The organism is Pseudomonas sp. RC4D1, assembly GCF_018390395.1.
GTDB lineage: Bacteria > Pseudomonadota > Gammaproteobacteria > Pseudomonadales > Pseudomonadaceae > Aquipseudomonas > Aquipseudomonas danubii.
This window is the reverse complement of the sequence record NZ_JAHBAW010000001.1, coordinates 3,140,611-3,157,151: the sequence shown is the minus strand read 5'-3', so window position 1 is coordinate 3,157,151 and position 16,541 is coordinate 3,140,611. Positions and strand designations below refer to the sequence as shown.

Annotated in this window: 14 protein-coding genes; 12 read left to right on the top strand and 2 right to left on the bottom strand. The window is 64.7% G+C overall.

Annotated features, from left to right (window positions below):
* Nucleotides 1-33 precede the first annotated feature (33 nt).
* From KHO49_RS14615 to KHO49_RS14605, 3 genes are all read left to right on the top strand, one after another.
* Nucleotides 34-5,949: an Hpt domain-containing protein gene (locus tag KHO49_RS14615; protein WP_213665206.1), complete on the top strand. Its 5,916-nt coding sequence runs from the start codon at nucleotides 34-36 to the stop codon at nucleotides 5,947-5,949.
* Nucleotides 5,942-6,409, top strand: a complete 468-nt coding sequence (locus KHO49_RS14610) for a chemotaxis protein CheW (protein WP_213665205.1) — start codon at nucleotides 5,942-5,944, stop codon at nucleotides 6,407-6,409. Before KHO49_RS14615 ends, KHO49_RS14610 begins: the two co-directional genes overlap by 8 nt.
* A 73-nt stretch (nucleotides 6,410-6,482) precedes the next feature.
* Entirely contained in the window at nucleotides 6,483-7,385 is a 903-nt protein-coding gene (locus KHO49_RS14605) for a hypothetical protein (protein ID WP_213665204.1), read from the top strand.
* Between the two features lie 21 nt (nucleotides 7,386-7,406).
* Here KHO49_RS14605 and ybiA read toward each other — a convergent pair whose 3' ends face one another.
* On the bottom strand, nucleotides 7,407-7,976 hold the full coding sequence (ybiA, locus tag KHO49_RS14600) for a riboflavin biosynthesis intermediates N-glycosidase (protein ID WP_213665203.1): 570 nt from the start codon (nucleotides 7,974-7,976) through the stop codon (nucleotides 7,407-7,409).
* A gap of 193 nt (nucleotides 7,977-8,169) precedes the next feature.
* Here ybiA and mdcA point away from each other — a divergent pair, with 193 nt between their 5' ends.
* From mdcA to madM, 9 genes are all read left to right on the top strand, one after another.
* Nucleotides 8,170-9,846 (top strand): malonate decarboxylase subunit alpha, encoded by a 1,677-nt coding sequence (gene mdcA, locus KHO49_RS14595; protein ID WP_102881157.1) that lies wholly within the window; start codon nucleotides 8,170-8,172, stop codon nucleotides 9,844-9,846.
* Nucleotides 9,846-10,721, top strand: coding sequence for a triphosphoribosyl-dephospho-CoA synthase (locus KHO49_RS14590; protein WP_213665202.1), 876 nt, complete (start codon nucleotides 9,846-9,848; stop codon nucleotides 10,719-10,721). Before mdcA ends, KHO49_RS14590 begins: the two co-directional genes overlap by 1 nt.
* Nucleotides 10,721-11,020, top strand: a complete 300-nt coding sequence (locus tag KHO49_RS14585; RefSeq protein ID WP_102862062.1) for a malonate decarboxylase subunit delta — start codon at nucleotides 10,721-10,723, stop codon at nucleotides 11,018-11,020. The genes KHO49_RS14590 and KHO49_RS14585 overlap by 1 nt, the downstream gene beginning before the upstream one ends.
* On the top strand, nucleotides 11,013-11,864 hold the full coding sequence (locus KHO49_RS14580) for a biotin-independent malonate decarboxylase subunit beta (RefSeq protein ID WP_102881155.1): 852 nt from the start codon (nucleotides 11,013-11,015) through the stop codon (nucleotides 11,862-11,864). Before KHO49_RS14585 ends, KHO49_RS14580 begins: the two co-directional genes overlap by 8 nt.
* The gene (gene mdcE, locus KHO49_RS14575) at nucleotides 11,861-12,664 is read left to right on the top strand and encodes a biotin-independent malonate decarboxylase subunit gamma (RefSeq protein WP_110594349.1); all 804 of its coding nucleotides are present in this window, start codon (nucleotides 11,861-11,863) and stop codon (nucleotides 12,662-12,664) included. Before KHO49_RS14580 ends, mdcE begins: the two co-directional genes overlap by 4 nt.
* A complete protein-coding gene (locus KHO49_RS14570) occupies nucleotides 12,661-13,287 on the top strand; it encodes a malonate decarboxylase holo-ACP synthase (RefSeq protein ID WP_213665201.1) in 627 nt (208 codons plus the stop codon). The genes mdcE and KHO49_RS14570 overlap by 4 nt, the downstream gene beginning before the upstream one ends.
* Complete coding sequence (gene mdcH, locus KHO49_RS14565; RefSeq protein ID WP_213665200.1) at nucleotides 13,284-14,219, top strand: malonate decarboxylase subunit epsilon; 936 nt, start codon at nucleotides 13,284-13,286, stop codon at nucleotides 14,217-14,219. The genes KHO49_RS14570 and mdcH overlap by 4 nt, the downstream gene beginning before the upstream one ends.
* Nucleotides 14,220-14,286: 67 nt before the next feature.
* Nucleotides 14,287-14,679: a malonate transporter subunit MadL gene (gene madL / locus KHO49_RS14560; protein ID WP_102881152.1), complete on the top strand. Its 393-nt coding sequence runs from the start codon at nucleotides 14,287-14,289 to the stop codon at nucleotides 14,677-14,679.
* Nucleotides 14,680-14,684: 5 nt separating this feature from the next.
* Entirely contained in the window at nucleotides 14,685-15,452 is a 768-nt protein-coding gene (gene madM, locus KHO49_RS14555) for a malonate transporter subunit MadM (RefSeq protein ID WP_102881151.1), read from the top strand.
* A gap of 112 nt (nucleotides 15,453-15,564) precedes the next feature.
* Here the strand turns inward: madM and KHO49_RS14550 are convergent, their stop codons facing one another.
* Nucleotides 15,565-16,482, bottom strand: a complete 918-nt coding sequence (locus tag KHO49_RS14550; protein WP_213665199.1) for a LysR family transcriptional regulator — start codon at nucleotides 16,480-16,482, stop codon at nucleotides 15,565-15,567.
* Nucleotides 16,483-16,541: the final 59 nt, after the last annotated feature.

Sequence of the window (16,541 nt, the reverse complement as noted above, 5' to 3'; positions counted from 1 at the left end):
TGGCGAGCACAGAAGGTTTTGACTGGAGTGGTTATGGTTGACCGGCATGACTATGTGGCCCTGGAATGGGTCAAGGGCGAAATTGCCGAGACCTTGAAGCAGGCCTATCAGGCACTGGAGCACCTGGCGGACGATCCCCAGGCCTTGGACGCCCTCGACCAGTGCCTGGAGGGGATTCATCAGGTCCATGGCAGCCTGCAGATGGTGGAGTTCTACGGCGCCGCGCTGTTGGCCGAGGAGATGGAGAAACTCGCCCTGGCCCTGCAGCAACAGCGGGTGGCCCAGCGTGACGAAGCCCTGCGCCTGCTGCGCCAGGCCATCAGCCAGTTGCCCCAGTACCTGGACCGGGTGCAGAGCGCCCGGCGCGACCTGCCGTTGGTGGTGTTGCCACTGCTCAACGACCTGCGCAGCGCCCGGGGTGAAAGCCTGCTTTCGGAAACCAGCCTGTTCAGCCCGCAATTGCCCAGCCTGCCGCCTCTTTCCGACAAGGCCCTGGCGGCCCTGGAGCCCCTGGAATTCCCGACCCAGTTGCGCAAGCTGCGACACATGCTGCAGACCGCGCTGGTGGACCTGCTGCGTGAGCAGGACGCCGACATTTGCCTGGGCCACATGGCCAAGGTCTTCGAGCGCCTGGAGGCCCTGTGCCAGGATGCGCCGCTGGCGCCTTTGTGGCATATCGCCTCGGCCCTGGTGGAAGGCATGCGCCAGAACGAGATCGCCAACAGCCCGGCGGTGCGCAGCCTGCTCAAGGACGCCGACAAGGAACTCAAGCGGCTCCTGGAGCAAGGCATGCCCGGCATCAACCAGGCGGCGCCCGCCGAGTTGCTCAAGAGCCTGTTGTTCTACATCGCCAAGGCGCGCCATCCCACTCCATTGATGCTGACCATGAAAGAACGTTACGGACTGGACGATGCCTTGCCCGACAGCGCGGTGGTCGACGAGGAGCGGGCCCGCATGGCCGGCCCCGATCGCGATGCCATGCGTTCGGTGCTGGCGGCCGTGTGCGACGGCCTGGTGCGGGTCAAGGAGCGCCTCGACCTGTTCGTGCGCAGCGATCGCCAGCACGCCGGCGACCTGGACAGCCTGCTGTCGCCGCTGCGGCAGATCGCCGACACCCTGGCGGTGCTGGGGTTCGGCCAGCCGCGCAAGGTGATCATCGACCAGTTGGCGGTGGTGCAGAGTCTGGCTCAGGGCCAGCGGGCGCCGAACGACGCGGTGTTGATGGATGTGGCCGGTGCCCTGTTGTATGTCGAGGCGACCCTGGCCGGCATGGTCGGCACTGTGGAGCCGGAGAGTCGCGAAGAAAGCCGCCTGCCCACCACCGACCTGACCCAGATCCACCAACTGGTGATCAAGGAAGCGCGTATCTGCCTGCAGCAGGCCAAGGACCTGATCATCGAGTGCATCGAAGGTGACTGGGAGCGCGAGCTACTGGTTTCGCTGCCAGAGCTGCTGACCCAGGTGCGCGGTGCCCTGGCGATGATTCCGCTGCCCCGTGCCGCCAGCCTGATGGAGGCCTGCAACCAGTTCATCGCCGAGCATCTGCTGTTGGCGCAACCCAGGCCGGCCTGGCAGCAACTGGACCATCTGGCTGACGTGATCACCAGCCTGGAGTACTACCTGGAGCGCTTGAGCGAGGACCATGAAGCCCCGGGCGAAAAGATCCTCGACGTTGCCGAGCAAGGCCTGGCCGCCCTCGGTTATGTACCGGTGGAACAGGTGCCGTTGCTGGATCAGCCCCTGAGTCCCAACCAGGCCCAAGTGGCGCAGGACCTGCAGGCGCTGGATGATCCCCAGGTGGCGCAGTCCCTGGCGGATGCGCTGGCGGTGCCAGTATCGGCCCTCAACCCGCCGGCCCTGATCACCCCGGGCAGCCTGCTGCCGCCCCCTCGGGACGAGGAGCCCGTGGACGACGAACTGCGGGAAGTGTTCCTCGAAGAAACCGAGGAAGTGCTGGAAATGCTTCGCGAGTACCTGCCGCGCTGGGCGGCCGACCCCCAGGGCACTTCCGCCCTGAGTGAGCTGCGCCGGGCCTTTCATACCCTCAAGGGCAGCGGCCGCATGGTGCGCGCGCTGGTGCTGGGGGAGTTGGCCTGGGCGGTGGAGAACCTCCTCAATCGGGTGCTGGAACACAGCGTGGCCCCCGGCCCCGAGGTCCTGCAGCTGGTGGAGGACACGCTGGAGCTGTTGCCTGAGCTGATCGCCGAGTTCGCCGTCCAGGGTCAGCGTCAGCGCGATGATGTCGATCGCCTGGCGGCGCGTGCCCATGCCCTGGCCAAGGGCGCCGAGGAGCCCGCCAGCGTGGCGCCGGACGACCACGCCCTCGACCCGCAGTTGCTGGAAATCTTCCGTGCCGAAGCCCAGACCCACCTGGACAGCATCCAGCGTTTTCTCGATCAGGCCGCCGAGCACGTGCCGTTGCAGGCCAGCGACGCACTGCAACGTGCCCTGCACACCCTCAAGGGCAGCGCCTCCATGGCCGGAGTGCTGCCCATCGCCGAGCTGGCCGGGCCCTTCGACCAACTGGCCCGGGAGTACCGGGCGCACCTGATTCCCTTGGACCTGGACGAAGTGGAACTGCTGCTGGAGGCCGAAGGCCTGCTGCGCCGTGGCTTGCGGCAGCTGGACAGTGATCCGCTGGCGCCCATCGATGGTGCCCGCTCATTGGTCGGCCGCGTCCTGGTGCTGCTGGGGGAGCGGCTGGAAGCCTTGCTCAACGCCCCGGACAGTGCCCCTCGGGGCAAGCGTGATCCGCAACTGATCAATAACTTCCTGGCCCAGGGCATGGACATCCTGCTGGATGCCGAAAGCCTGTTGCGGCGTTGGCAGCAGCATCCCGGCGAGCGCCAGGAGCTCAGCGCCTTGCTGGACGAGTTGACCACCCTTGGCGAAGGCGCTCACCTGGCCGACCTGCATCCGGTGGATGAGCTGTGCGAGGCCCTGCTCGATCTCTATGGCGCCGTGGAGGAAAGCAGCCTGGCGGTCAGCGAGGGCTTCTTCAATGAAGCCGAAAGCGCCCATGAAGCCCTGATCAACATGCTCGACGAGCTGGCGGCGGGCCAGGAAGTCAGCCCGCGGCCGGAGCGGGTCGAGGCCCTGCGCAAACTGTTGCACCAGGGCCTCGACCCGTCCGCCACCGGCTTGATCAGAAGCGATGGCAGTCGCGTCCTGAGTATCAGTGAACTGGGGGCGGCCACCGCTGGCCTGGAGCAGGTTGCAGATCCTCTGCAAGCCGATGACGAGATCGTCGAGATCTTCCTCGAAGAAGCGGTGGATATCCTCGAAAGCGCCGACCAGGCCTTGCAGCGCTGGCTGGCCGATCCTGAAAATGCTGCACCGCTGTCGTCCCTGCAGCGGGACATGCATACCCTCAAGGGCGGTGCGCGCATGGCCGAAGTGGCCCCGGTGGCGGAACTGGCCCATGAGCTGGAGTCGCTGTACGAGGGGCTGGTGGACCGGCGCTACAGCCACAGTCAGCACCTGGGCCTGCTATTGCGCAGCAGCCATGAGCAGTTGGCGCTGCTGCTGGAGCAATTGCAGGGGCAACGGCCGCTGGACGAGTCCCGGGCCCAGGTCGATGCCGTGCGGGCCTACCGGCAGCAGGCCGCAAGCCCTGCGGAACCGGTGCCGAGCGCGGCGCAGGAAGACAGTGCTGCCCAGGACCCGGAGCTGCTGGAGATCTTCCTCGAAGAGGGCTTCGACATCATCGACAGCTCCGCCGCGGCCCTGGGGCGCTGGCAGGCCGACCCCCAGGCCCGCCAGGAAGTGGAAACCCTGCTGCGGGACCTGCACACCCTCAAGGGCGGTGCGCGGATGGTGGAGATTGCCCCCATCGGCGATCTGGCCCACGAGCTGGAGTTTCTCTTCGAAGGCCTGTCCGCCGGCCTGCTGCAACCCAGCCCGGCGCTGTTCACCCTGTTGCAGAAAAGTCACGACCGTCTGGCGCAGATGCTCGACGCAGCCCGGGCTGGGCAGCCCATCGAGGCGGCGCAGAAACTCATCGACGCCATCCACGACCTGAGCCATCCCCGTGTGCCGTCCACGTCTGGGGTGCCAACCCCGCTACCGGCGAGCAAGCCCGAGCCTGTCGCACCCGCTCCAGAAGCGGCGGCAGCCGGGGACATGGTCAAGGTATCGGCGGAGTTGCTGGACGACCTGGTGAACCTGGCCGGGGAGACGTCGATCTTTCGTGGCCGCATCGAACAACAGGTCAACGATGCCCGGGTGGCCCTCGGCGAGATGGAAACCACCATCGAGCGGATGCGTGACCAGCTGCGCCGCCTGGACACCGAGACCCAGGGACGGATTCTCAGCCGCCAGCAGGTGGAGGCCGAGCGCCTGGGCTACGAAGAGTTCGACCCCCTGGAAATGGATCGACACTCGCAGTTGCAGCAGCTGTCCCGGGCCCTGTTCGAATCGGCCTCGGACCTGCTGGACCTCAAGGAAACCCTCGACCGACGCAACCATGACGCCGAGAACCTGTTGCAGCAGCAGGGGCGCATCAACACCGAGTTGCAAGAAGGCCTGATGCGCACCCGCATGGTGCCTTTCGAGCGCATGGTGCCAAGGCTCAAGCGCATCGTGCGCCAAGTGGCCGAAGAGCTGGGCAAGGACGTGGAGTTCGTGGTGGGCAACGCCGAGGGGGAAATGGACCGCAACGTGCTCGAACGCATGGTGGCGCCCCTGGAGCACATGCTGCGCAACGCCGTGGACCACGGCCTGGAGTCCGTCGAGGCGCGGCTGGCCGCCGGCAAGCCGCGACAGGGGCGGATCACCCTCGACCTGTCCCGCGAGGGCGGCGACATCATCTTCGACATGCGCGACGACGGTGCCGGAGTGCCCCTGGAGGCGGTGCGCAACAAGGCCATCAAGCGCGGCCTGCTGGACCCGCAGGCGCCCATCAGCGACCGCGAGGTGCTGCAGTTCATCATGCAGCCGGGCTTTTCCACCGCCGAGAAGATCACCCAGATCTCCGGGCGCGGCGTGGGCATGGACGTGGTCCATGAAGAAGTGCGCCAACTGGGCGGCAGCATGAGCATCGACTCCATTGCCGGCCAGGGGGTGCATTTCCGTATTCGCTTGCCATTCACCGTCTCGGTCAACCGGGCATTGATGGTGCAGTGCGCCGACGAGCAGTACGCCATCCCGCTGAACACCGTGGAAGGCATCGTCCGGGTGCTGCCGGGTGAACTGGACGCCTATTACCAACTCGACCCGCCGCGCTATGAATACGCCGGCCAGCGCTATGACCTGTGCTACCTGGGGGAGCTGCTGCACACCGTGCCGCGGCCCAAGCTCCTGGGCCAGGTGCTGCCGTTGCCGGTGCTGCTGGTGCACTGCAACGAGCAGCGTATCGCGGTGCAGGTGGACACCACGGCCGGCACCCGGGAGATCGTGGTCAAGAGCCTGGGCCCGCAGTTCGCGGCGGTGCAGGGCCTGTCCGGTGCGACCATTCTCGGCGATGGCCGGGTGGTGCTGATTCTCGACCTGCTGGCGCATATCCGCGCACAGCAGTTGCAAGCGCCCCTGCCGCGTCCGGCCGGGGAGGAAGCGGCCAGCGAGGTGGAGCCGCCACGGCCGATGCTGGTGCTGGTGGTGGATGACTCGGTCACTGTGCGCAAGGTCACCAGCCGCTTGCTGGAGCGCCACGGCATGAACGTGCTCACCGCCAAGGACGGAGTCGATGCCATGGCCGTGCTGGCCGAGCACACCCCGGACCTGATGCTGCTGGATATCGAGATGCCGCGCATGGACGGCTTCGAAGTGGCGATCCAGGTGCGCAACGATCCCCGTCTGCAGCACTTGCCGATCATCATGATCACCTCCCGTACCGGCCAGAAACACCGCGATCGGGCCATGGCCATTGGCGTCAACGACTACCTCGGCAAGCCTTATCAAGAGTCGGTGTTGCTGGAAAGCATCGCCCTGTGGAGCAAGAACCATGCTTGATCACCGCTCCAGCACCCTCACCGGGCTGTTGTTGCCCCTGGCCGACCGCACCCTGATCTTGCCGAACGTGGCGGTGGCCGAGTTGATCGACTACCAGCAGGGCGCCTTCGACCTGGACTCGCCACCCTGGTACCTGGGCCAGGTGCTCTGGCGCGAACGGCGGATTCCGTTGATCAGTTTCGAATCGGCTTGTGGCAACAAGACGGTGATCGGCGAGCGGGCTCGCATCGTGGTGCTCAATGCCCTGGGCGGGCGCCCGGAACTGAAGTTCATCGCCTTGCTGGTGCAGGGCATTCCCCGCTCCTGCAAGCTCGACAGCCAACTGAGCTATGTCGACGTGCCCCTGGCGCCCCTGGAAAAAGCCGCGGTGCAGGTGGCCGAGCTGGTGGCCAAGGTGCCGGATCTGCTGGCGCTGGAAGAGTTGCTGGTGGGGGCGGGGGTTAGGTCTTTGAGTGGCTGATTTTTCAGCCGGTCACGTTTGTGAGAGTGTCTGATTCTGATGGGTATATGAAATAAGGAAGGTGTTTTTGAAAATGGAATTCGCTGATGTCGTGTCTGTTTTTAGTGCAAAGGCAGAGGTAGTGTTTGATGTGGTTCAGAAATTTTTAAACTTTCCTTTAGGGGAGGTTCTTGTTTTCTGGCTGCTGGCAATTTCTATCACTGCAGCAGTTGTCATGAAAGTCAGAACCCGGGCCGGGATAATACTGGGCTTCTTTGTTTCAATAGCGAGTGCAGTCTCGTTGATGGCTCATCTGTCGGCAGCGAGCATCGATTCGAAAAAAATAATTGAGTCTTCAGAGGGGCAGAGAGCCGCCGTCAAGACAGAAGTGGACAAGATAAACAGTAAGCTTTCAGCTTTTTCAGAACCTGACAAGCTGCTTGCTAAGCATCGGAAAGACTTGGCCAAGCATGATGAGTTAATAGGTAAAAACTCAAGGATTCAGGATGTTGTGACGCTCTTGATGAACTTTGTAATCATGACATTAGGTGGTCTGGGGGCTGGGCTTTTGGCTTCGTTTTTGACTTCAGACAAAACGGCGGAAGATGAGGTCGCTATTGAAAACGAGCACAAGATGGAACTCATTCATGTGTTTGAGTATGGAGTTTCATTTGTGTTTATTACCACGCTCCTGTCCATGGTTTATGTTTGTTTTGCTATCGGGGAGGAGGTCGTTCCAGGTGTTGCTCAAACAGTGGTCGATGGTGCAATGGCCATGATTCTTGGGGTTTTCGGGTTTGTTTGGGCTTCGAGCAATATCGAATTCAAACGCCATAAAGTTTTGCTCTTGACCGGCTTTGTACTGTTGGTCGGCTATTTTTACGTTCAGTTCATGACATTCTTCTTGCACTATCAACCGTGGGCACTTGTCGTTTGCCTGCTCCTCGGGTTGTTTCCTTACGGCAAGTTCAGAGCATTTCTGCGCGTGCCCTTCTGAACGCTGACTGGGCCTGTGCTATCAGGTACTCGGCCCTTGTTTCAACCGGTCGCGCACCTCCATCAAGGCATAGCCCAGCAGGTTCAGGCCGCGCCACTGTTGCGGCTGGCTGGCTTTGGGGTCGTCTGCCGCGAGGCCAATGCCCCAGATCCGGTCCACCGGGCTGGCTTCCACCAGCACCTGGTCCCGGGTGGACAGCAAGTACTCGCCCAGGGCCGAGTGCTGGCTGAACTTGGCCAGGTTGCCCTGGACCACGATGTCGAAGCGCGCCGCTTGCCATTGCGTGTCATCGAAACCACGAACCTCACGGCCCAGTTGCTTCACATCGGCGGGCGTCACGGCCTTGAGGATGCGCCCGTGGGTTTCCCGGTCGTCGAACAGCAGGGCCTTGCCGGCCATCATGAAGTGCTCGGCGCTGGGATAGTGGATGCCCTCGATCTCGAAACCGGCGGCAAACCACTGGCTGAAGCAACTCGGGGAAGGGCGCCCGTCCCGGGTAGGCTGGTGCCCCCAGAACATCAGGTAGTCGGGCTTCAGGCCGTGCTTGATCTGTTCCAGCAACGCCTGGTTCGAGCGAATCGGTGTGTCCATGCTGACTCTCATTATTGTCTGCTCAGGCCATTGGCTGGCCGGTCCGGTGGGCATTGTGTACCGAGAGCGAGAAACGGCGCCATTGGCTTGGCAATCGTTACGCTCAGCGTAACTATCCAACGCCGGGCTTGATTGATGACCCCAGGTTTCACTCCTATGGTGACTGCCACGACAGCGAACCCGTGGAGTGAGCATGACAACAATAATTTCCCCCGACGCGCGCTGGTCGCGGCGGCGCAGCGAAAAGCAGCGGCGCCTCGAACAGGTGCGGGCCATCGCCGATGGCGTGGTGTTGCCGAGCGACAAGATTGTCGCCGCCCTGGAAGCCCTGATCCTGCCCGGCGACCGGGTGGTGCTGGAGGGCAATAACCAGAAGCAGGCGGACTTTCTCTCCCGCTCCCTGGCCAAGGTCGACCCGGCCAAGCTGCATGACCTGCACATGATCATGCCCAGCGTCGGTCGTTCCGAGCACCTGGACCTGTTCGAGCGCGGCATCGCCCGCAAGCTGGACTTCTCCTTCGCCGGCACCCAGAGCCTGCGCATCAGCCAGTTGCTGGAAGACGGGCTGCTGGAAATCGGCGCCATTCATACCTACATCGAACTCTATGCGCGGCTGGTGGTGGACCTGATCCCCAATGTGGTGCTGTCCGCCGGTTTCATGGCCGACCGCGCCGGCAATATCTACACCGGTCCCAGCACCGAGGACACCCCGGCGCTGATCGAGCCGGCGGCCTTCAGCGACGGCATTGTCATCGTCCAGGTCAACCAGTTGGTGGACGATGTCAGCGAGCTGCCCCGGGTCGACATCCCCGCATCCTGGGTCGACTTCGTGGTGGTGGCCGACAAGCCTTTCTATATCGAGCCGCTGTTCACCCGCGACCCACGGCATATCAAGCCGGTGCATGTGCTGATGGCGATGATGGCGATCCGCGGCATCTATGAAAAACACAAGGTGCAGTCGCTGAACCACGGCATCGGTTTCAACACCGCGGCCATCGAGCTGATCCTGCCGACCTACGGCGAGTCCCTGGGGCTCAAGGGCAAGATCTGTCGCAACTGGACCCTCAATCCTCACCCGACCCTGATTCCGGCCATTGAAAGCGGCTGGGTGGACAGCGTGCATTGCTTCGGCACCGAACTGGGCATGGAGAACTACATCGCCGCGCGTCCGGACGTGTTCTTCACCGGCCGCGACGGCTCGCTGCGGTCCAACCGGATGTTCTGCCAGCTGGCCGGGCAATACGCGGTGGACCTGTTTATCGGCGCCACCTTGCAGGTGGACGGCGACGGCCACTCTTCCACCGTGACCCGCGGCCGTCTGGCCGGTTTCGGCGGGGCACCGAACATGGGCCACGACCCGCGCGGGCGGCGCCACGGCACTCCGGCCTGGCTCGATATGCGCCAGGATCAAAGCGATGCACCCCAGGCCATGTTGGAGCGCGGCAAGAAGCTGGTGGTGCAGATGGTGGAAACCTTCCAGGAAGGCGGCAAACCGACCTTTGTCGAGACCCTGGATGCCGTGGAAGTGGCGCGCAAGAGCGGCATGCCCCTGGCGCCGATCATGATCTACGGCGACGACGTTACTCACCTGCTCACCGAGGAAGGCATCGCCTACCTGTACAAGGCCCGCTCCCTGGAAGAACGCCAGGCGATGATCGCCGCGGTGGCTGGGGTAACCGCCATCGGCTTGCGCCACAACCCCAAGGACACCGCGCGCATGCGCCGTGAAGGGCTGATCGCCTTGCCCGAAGACCTGGGCATTCGCCGGACCGACGCCAGCCGCGAGCTGCTGGCGGCGAAAAGCGTCGCCGATCTGGTGCAGTGGTCCGGTGGCTTGTACAACCCGCCCGCCAAGTTCAGGAGCTGGTAATGCACGCATTCAACCTGCAATCAAACAGCCTGAGTCTGGCCGAACGCCTGGCGGACCTGGCAGTGGACGCGCTGATCGACGAGGCCGACCTGTCGCCCAAGCCGGCCCTGGTGGACCGCCGTGGCAATGGCGCCCATACCGATCTGCACCTGGGCTTGATGCACGCTTCGGCCTTGTCTCTGTGGCCGGCCTTCAAGGAGATGGCCGAAGCGGCGCTGGCGTTCGGTGAAGTCGGCCTGCCTCTGCGCGAAGCCCTGGGCCGCATCGGCCGCGAAGGCGAACAGGCCATGCTCGCCACCACGGCGGGGGTGAATACCCATCGTGGGGCGATCTGGGCCCTGGGCCTGCTGGTGGCCGCCGCTGCGCTGGAGCCTCGATCCACAGGTGCCGGCAGCGTTGCGCTGCGGGCTGCGCGTCTGGCCCTGTTGGAGGATCGTTACGCGCCACGGCCCTTGAGTCATGGCGCCCAGGTGGCGCTGCGCTACGGCGTGCGCGGTGCTCGGGAAGAAGCCCAGCAAGGCTTCCCCGCGGTGCTGCAATGGGGGCTGCCACAGCTCAAGCGCAGCCGCGCCCAGGGCCATGGCGAACAGAACGCCCGGCTTGATGCCTTGCTGGCGATCATGAGCCGTCTGGCGGACACCTGCGTGCTGTACCGCGCCGGTGAGCAAGGCTTGCAGGCCATGCAGCAGGGCGCCCAGGCGGTGCTCGATGCAGGTGGCAGCGCCAGCCTCGCCGGTCGTCGTCGCTTGCATGAGCTGGACCTGCAACTGTTGACCTTGAATGCCTCGCCCGGCGGCGCTGCTGATTTGCTGGCGGCCAGCCTGCTGTTGGACCGGATCGAATCCGCCGACGCCTTTATCCAGGGAGCGCTGTAATGGAAACCTTGTCTTTTCAATTCCCCGCCGGCCAGCCCGGCCGTGGCCGCGCCCTGGTGGGCTGTGTTGGCTCCGGCGACCTGGAAGTGCTGCTGGAGCCGGGTCAGCCCGGCACATTGACCATCCAGGTGCAGACTTCGGTAAACGGCAGCGCCGCCCGCTGGCAGCACCTGTTCGAGCGCATGTTCGACGGCCAGTTGCCGCCGGCGCTGCTGATCGACATCCATGATTTCGGCGCCACTCCCGGGGTGGTGCGCCTGCGCCTGGAACAGGGCTTCGAGGAGATCGGTCATGACTGACAGCGCACGTTTATTGAACAAGCACAGCTTCGTCGAGCTGGGCGCCCGGCAGCGGGCCCGCGCCTTGCTGGATGCCGGCAGTTTTCGCGAGCTGCTGGACCCTTTCCAGCGGGTCATGTCGCCCTGGCTGGCGCGTCAGGGCGTGGTGCCCCAGGCCGACGACGGCGTGGTGATCGCCAAGGGCAGCATCGCCGGTTTGCCGGTGGTGATTGCCGCCATCGAAGGCGCGTTCCAGGGCGGCAGCCTGGGTGAAGTGGGCGGGGCGAAGATCGCCGGAGCCCTGGAACTGGCTGCCGAGGACAACCGCAACGGCATCCCGACCTGTGCCGTGCTGCTGCTGGAAACCGGTGGCGTGCGCCTGCAGGAAGCCAACCTCGGACTGGCGGCGATTGCCGACATCCATGCGGCGATTGTCGACCTGCGCCAGTACCAGCCGGTGGTCGGCGTGGTGGCCGGCAGTGTCGGCTGTTTTGGCGGCATGTCGATTGCCGCCGGGCTGTGCAGTTATCTCGTGGTCACCCAGGAAGCGCGCCTGGGGCTCAACGGCCCGCAGGTGATCGAGCAGGAAGCCGGGCTTGAGGAATACGACTCCCGGGACCGGCCGTTCATCTGGAGCCTGACCGGCGGCGAGCAGCGTTTCGCCAGTGGCCTGGTGGACCGTTACGTGGCCGACGATGTGGCGCAGATCCAGGCCCAGGTCCGCGAGTTGCTGGCCCTGGGCTTGCCCGAGCGGCAACGCAGCCGCGAGGCCGATCTGTACCTGCAACGCCTGGCCCGTTTGGACACCACGCCGCAAATCGATGCGGCGACGGTTCGCGATCTGTATCAAGGAGACCGCTCATGAGTGCTTGTTCTTTGCGGGGTTTGAACTGGTTCAACGCCTTGAGTGGCGGCGCCGCGCTGGTGGCCGGCCTGCCGCCGTCGCTGCGGGTGGCCGATGGTCAATTGGCGGGGCAGCCGGTGCGTTTTATCGCCGTGGTGGCCGACCCGGAAAATCGCTTTCCCCGTGCCCGTCAGGGCGAGGTCGGCCTGCTGGAAGGCTGGGGCCTGGCCAAGGCCGTGGATGAGTTGATCGATGCCGACTGCGACCAGCCTCACAAGCGGGCGCTGCTCGCCATTGTCGATGTACCGAGCCAGGCCTATGGCCGTCGCGAAGAAGCCCTGGGCATCCATCAGGCCCTGGCGGCGGCGGCCGACAGCTACGCCCGGGCGCGGCTGGCCGGGCACCCGGTGATTGCCTTGTTGGTGGGCAAGGCCATGTCCGGAGCCTTTCTGGCCCACGGTTATCAGGCCAACCGCTTGATCGCCCTGCGCGATCCCGGGGTGATGGTGCATGCCATGGGCAAGGCGTCGGCGGCGCGGGTCACCCTGCGCAGTGTCGAGGAACTGGAAGCCCTGGCCGCCAGCGTGCCGCCCATGGCCTATGACATCGACAGCTACGCCAGTCTCGGGCTGCTCTGGGAAAGCGTATCGGTGCGGCAGATTGAACAGCCGGCAGTGGAGGATCTGGCGGTCGTCGAGGAATGCCTGTTGGCGGCGATTGCCGATGTGCGGGCCAAAGGCGTCGACCTGAGCTGCCGTCTGGGGGCGTCGAACCGGGCGGCGTCGAGCCGGGTTCGCCAATTGCTGCGGGAACAATGGTGAACGGGCTCGGCCCCTGGCTGCCCCACGACTTGCTGTGGGGCATGACCCCGGCGCAGTTGGCCGCCGATGCGCCGGATTGGGCCTTTGCCGTGCTGGAGGCCGGGCAGCCGGTGGTGGTGCGGCGGGCACTGACGGCGCCGGGGCAGATTGCTGTCGGCCTGCGCGGTCGCACCCGCGAGCAGCGCTACCCGGCTGTGCTGGCGTTGGAATCGGTGCAGCGTGGGGTACATCCCGAGGCGCTGTGCCGGATGTCCGGCTCGCGCTCATTGCCGGCGCTTCGGGCGTTGCAGCAGTTACGCGGCGAGCTGGATGCCCTGGGCCTGGTCTGGGGCGTCAGCGGCAGCGCCGGTTTTGAGTTGGCCTGCGGGATTGCCGCGCTGCATCAGCACAGCGACCTGGACCTGATCCTGCGTACGCCGGAACCTTTTTCCCGGACTCAGGCCCGCGAGTTGCTGGCCCTGCTGGAGTGCGCCGAGTGCCTGGTGGATCTGCAACTGCAGGTGCCGGCCGGCGCTCTGGCCCTGCGGGAATGGGCGGGAACGGCGCCTCGGGTGCTGCTCAAGAGTGCCGGGGGCGCACGCTTGGTCAGCGACCCCTGGTGCGCGCTGGAGCAGGCGGCATGAGCAGCTTGCTGGTGTTCCCGGGCCAGGGCGCGCAGCAGCCGGGGATGCTCCAGCGTTTGCCGCCAAGCCCTGAAATCCGCGCCTGCCTGGACGAGGCCAGCGAAGTGCTGGGCGAGGATGTGCTGACCCTGGATTCGCCCCAGGCCCTGGCCAGCACGCGGGCCGTGCAGTTGTGCCTGTTGATCGCTGGCGTGGCCTGTGCCCGGACCCTGCTGCAAGCGCCGGTCAAGGCGGACTATGTGGCGGGCTTGTCCATCGGTGCCTACCCGGCGGCGGTGGTGGCCGGGGCCTTGGGGTTTGCCGATGCGTTGCGACTGGTGAGCCTGCGTGGCCAGTTGATGCAGCAAGCCTATCCGCAGGGCTATGGCATGACCGCATTGATCGGCCTGGATCTGGCGCTGGTGGAGGGGTTGCTGGCCCAGGTCCACAGCCCGCAAACGCCGGTGTACCTGGCCAACATCAACGCCGACAGCCAAGTGGTGATCGCCGGCAGCGATGCGGCGATGCATGCCGTGGCCGAGCTGGCCCGGGGTTGTGGAGTCGGCGTGGCCAAGCGTCTGGCGGTCAGCGTGCCGTCCCATTGCCCGTTGCTGGAACAACCGGCCCAGATCCTGGCCGCCGCTTTTGCCGAAGTGCCCTTGCAGGTGCCCACCCTGGGTTATCTGAGCGGCAGCCGGGCCCGACCGTTGCGCACGGTGGAACAGGTGCGCGATGACCTGGCGTTCAACATGTGCCGGGTGGTGGACTGGCGCGGCACCGTGCAAAGCGCCTACGAGCGCGGGGTGCGCCTGCAGATCGAACTGCCGCCCGGCGCGGTACTCACCGGGTTGGCCCGCCGCGTGTTTGCCCAGGGGACGGTGATCGCCTTCGACGGCGCGCGCCTGGACACCTTGCAGGCGCTGATGCGTGAGGAGGGAAGCCGCGACCGATAGAGCACCGACTCAGGCTGACGAAGCACAAGAACAACAACTTCGACGATGCACTTTGAGGACAACAACAATGATTATCTACGGTGTGGCCTTCCTGGCCTTTTGTACCCTGGTGGGTATTTTCATCGGTGAGCTGCTGGGCAAATTGATCGGCGTGCCGGCCAATGTCGGCGGCGTCGGTATTGCCATGCTGCTGTTGATCGGCCTGGGCAGCTACCTGCACAAGCGCGGCTTGTTCGCCGGCAAGTCCGAGCAGGGCGTGGAGTTCTGGGGCGCGGTGTACATCCCCATCGTGGTGGCCATGGCCGCCCAGCAAAACGTGTATGGCGCCCTCAAGGGCGGGCCGATGGCGATCCTGGCGGGCACCCTGGCGGTGGTGATCGCCTTTGCCCTGGTGCCGGTGCTGGTGCGCATCGGCAACAAGGCGCCGGATGTGGCCGCTCCTCAGAAAACGGTGGGGTAAGGGCCATGTACGAATCGATGATGAAGGTTATTAGCGGCTACGGGCTGATCAGCGGTTTTGCAGTGATCGGGATCACCATGTGGGTCTCCTACTGGATCTCCAACACCTTTACCAAGGGCCGCCTGCATGGCTCGGCCATCGCCATTCTGCTGGGGCTGGTGCTGTCCTACGTGGGCGGCGCCTTCACCGGCGGGCAGAAGGGCGTGGTGGATATCCCGCTGCTTTCGGGCATCGGCTTGTTGGGCGGGGCCATGCTGCGGGACTTCGCGATTGTCGCCACCGCCTTCGGTGTCAGTGTCGAGGAGCTCAAGCGCGCCGGATTCGTGGGGGTGCTGGCGCTGTTCGTCGGGGTTGGCTCGTCCTTTGTGGCGGGAGTGGGGGTGGCCATGGCCTTTGGTTACACCGATGCGGTGAGCCTGACCACCATTGGCGCCGGGGCGGTGACTTACATCGTCGGGCCGGTGACTGGCGCCGCCATCGGCGCCAGCTCCGAGGTCATGGCACTGTCGATTGCCGCGGGGTTGATCAAGGCGATTCTGGTGATGGTGATGACACCCTTCGTGGCACCGCTGATCGGCCTCAACAACCCGCGCAGCGCGGTGATCTTCGGCGGCTTGATGGGCACTTCCAGCGGCGTCGCCGGGGGCTTGGCGGCCACCGATCCGAAGCTGGTGCCCTATGGTTGCCTGACGGCGGCGTTCTATACGGCCCTGGGCTGCCTGCTGGGGCCGTCGCTGCTGTTCCTGCTGATGCGTGGCCTGCTGGGCGCGTAGGCGCCGGCTTGCCGGCGAAGGGGCCTTTGAGACGTGCGCAGGTCTTATGGACGCCTTCGCTTACGGCGGGTTGCGGTGTTGCGAATGACGCGTTTTGGCAGGAACCGGCTTCCTACGTGATTTGCCGATTGGCGTACATCCGGCATTCGGCCAACAGTGCCAACAGGTTCGGGTCGCGCTCCTTGGCCTTGAGAAACACCACACCGATATGTTGCTGCAGGCGGTAGCGCGCCTGCAGCGGTATCAGTTTCACGCGGTTCTCGTAGACGGCCGCGATCCTCCCCGGCAGCAACGCATAACCCACCCCTGAACTGACCATGCTCAGCAAGGTGAAGATGTCGTTGACCTGCATCGCTACCTTGGGTTCGAACCCCGCCTGCTTGAACACCCGCACTCCGTCCTGATGAGTGGCAAAGCCTTGGGTCAGGGTGATGAAGGTGGCATCGCGCACATCGGCCAGGTCCACTTCACGCTGCTGGGCGAAGGGCGAATCGGCGGGAGTGGCAAGGAAAATGTCGTCGGAAAACAGCGGCAGTTGTTCACAGTCCGGGTCGTTGACGCTGTCGTCCAGGGAAATCAGGATGGCGTCCACTTCCATGTTCTTGAGCTTGTACAGCAGGTCGATGTTGGAGCCCAGGATCAGGTCGATGTTCAGTTCACTGCGGCGCAGCTTCAGGCCCATGATCAGCTGCGGCACGGTTTTCACCGTCAGCGAGTAAAGCGCGCCGAGCTTGAAACGTTCTGCCGAGAAGCCCGCCGCTTCACGGGTCAGGCGCACGCTCTCGACCACGTCCTGGATCAGTTTCTGGGCGCGTTCTTCGAGGACGAAGGCGCTTTCCAGCGGCGTCAGGTTGCGCCCTTCGTGCTTGAACAGCGGGCAGCGCAGGGCGTTTTCCAGGGAGTGGATGGCCCGGTGCACGCTGACATTGCTGGTCTGCAACTCGGCGGCAGCGCGGGCCAGATTGCCGGTGCGCATGAAGGCCAGAAACACTTCGAGCTTTTTCAGGGTCAACTCTTCGTCGATGAGCATGGACTGGCCTCGGCTGATGAGGGGCTGATGATGCCCGATGAGTCAGGGCGTGAGCGCTG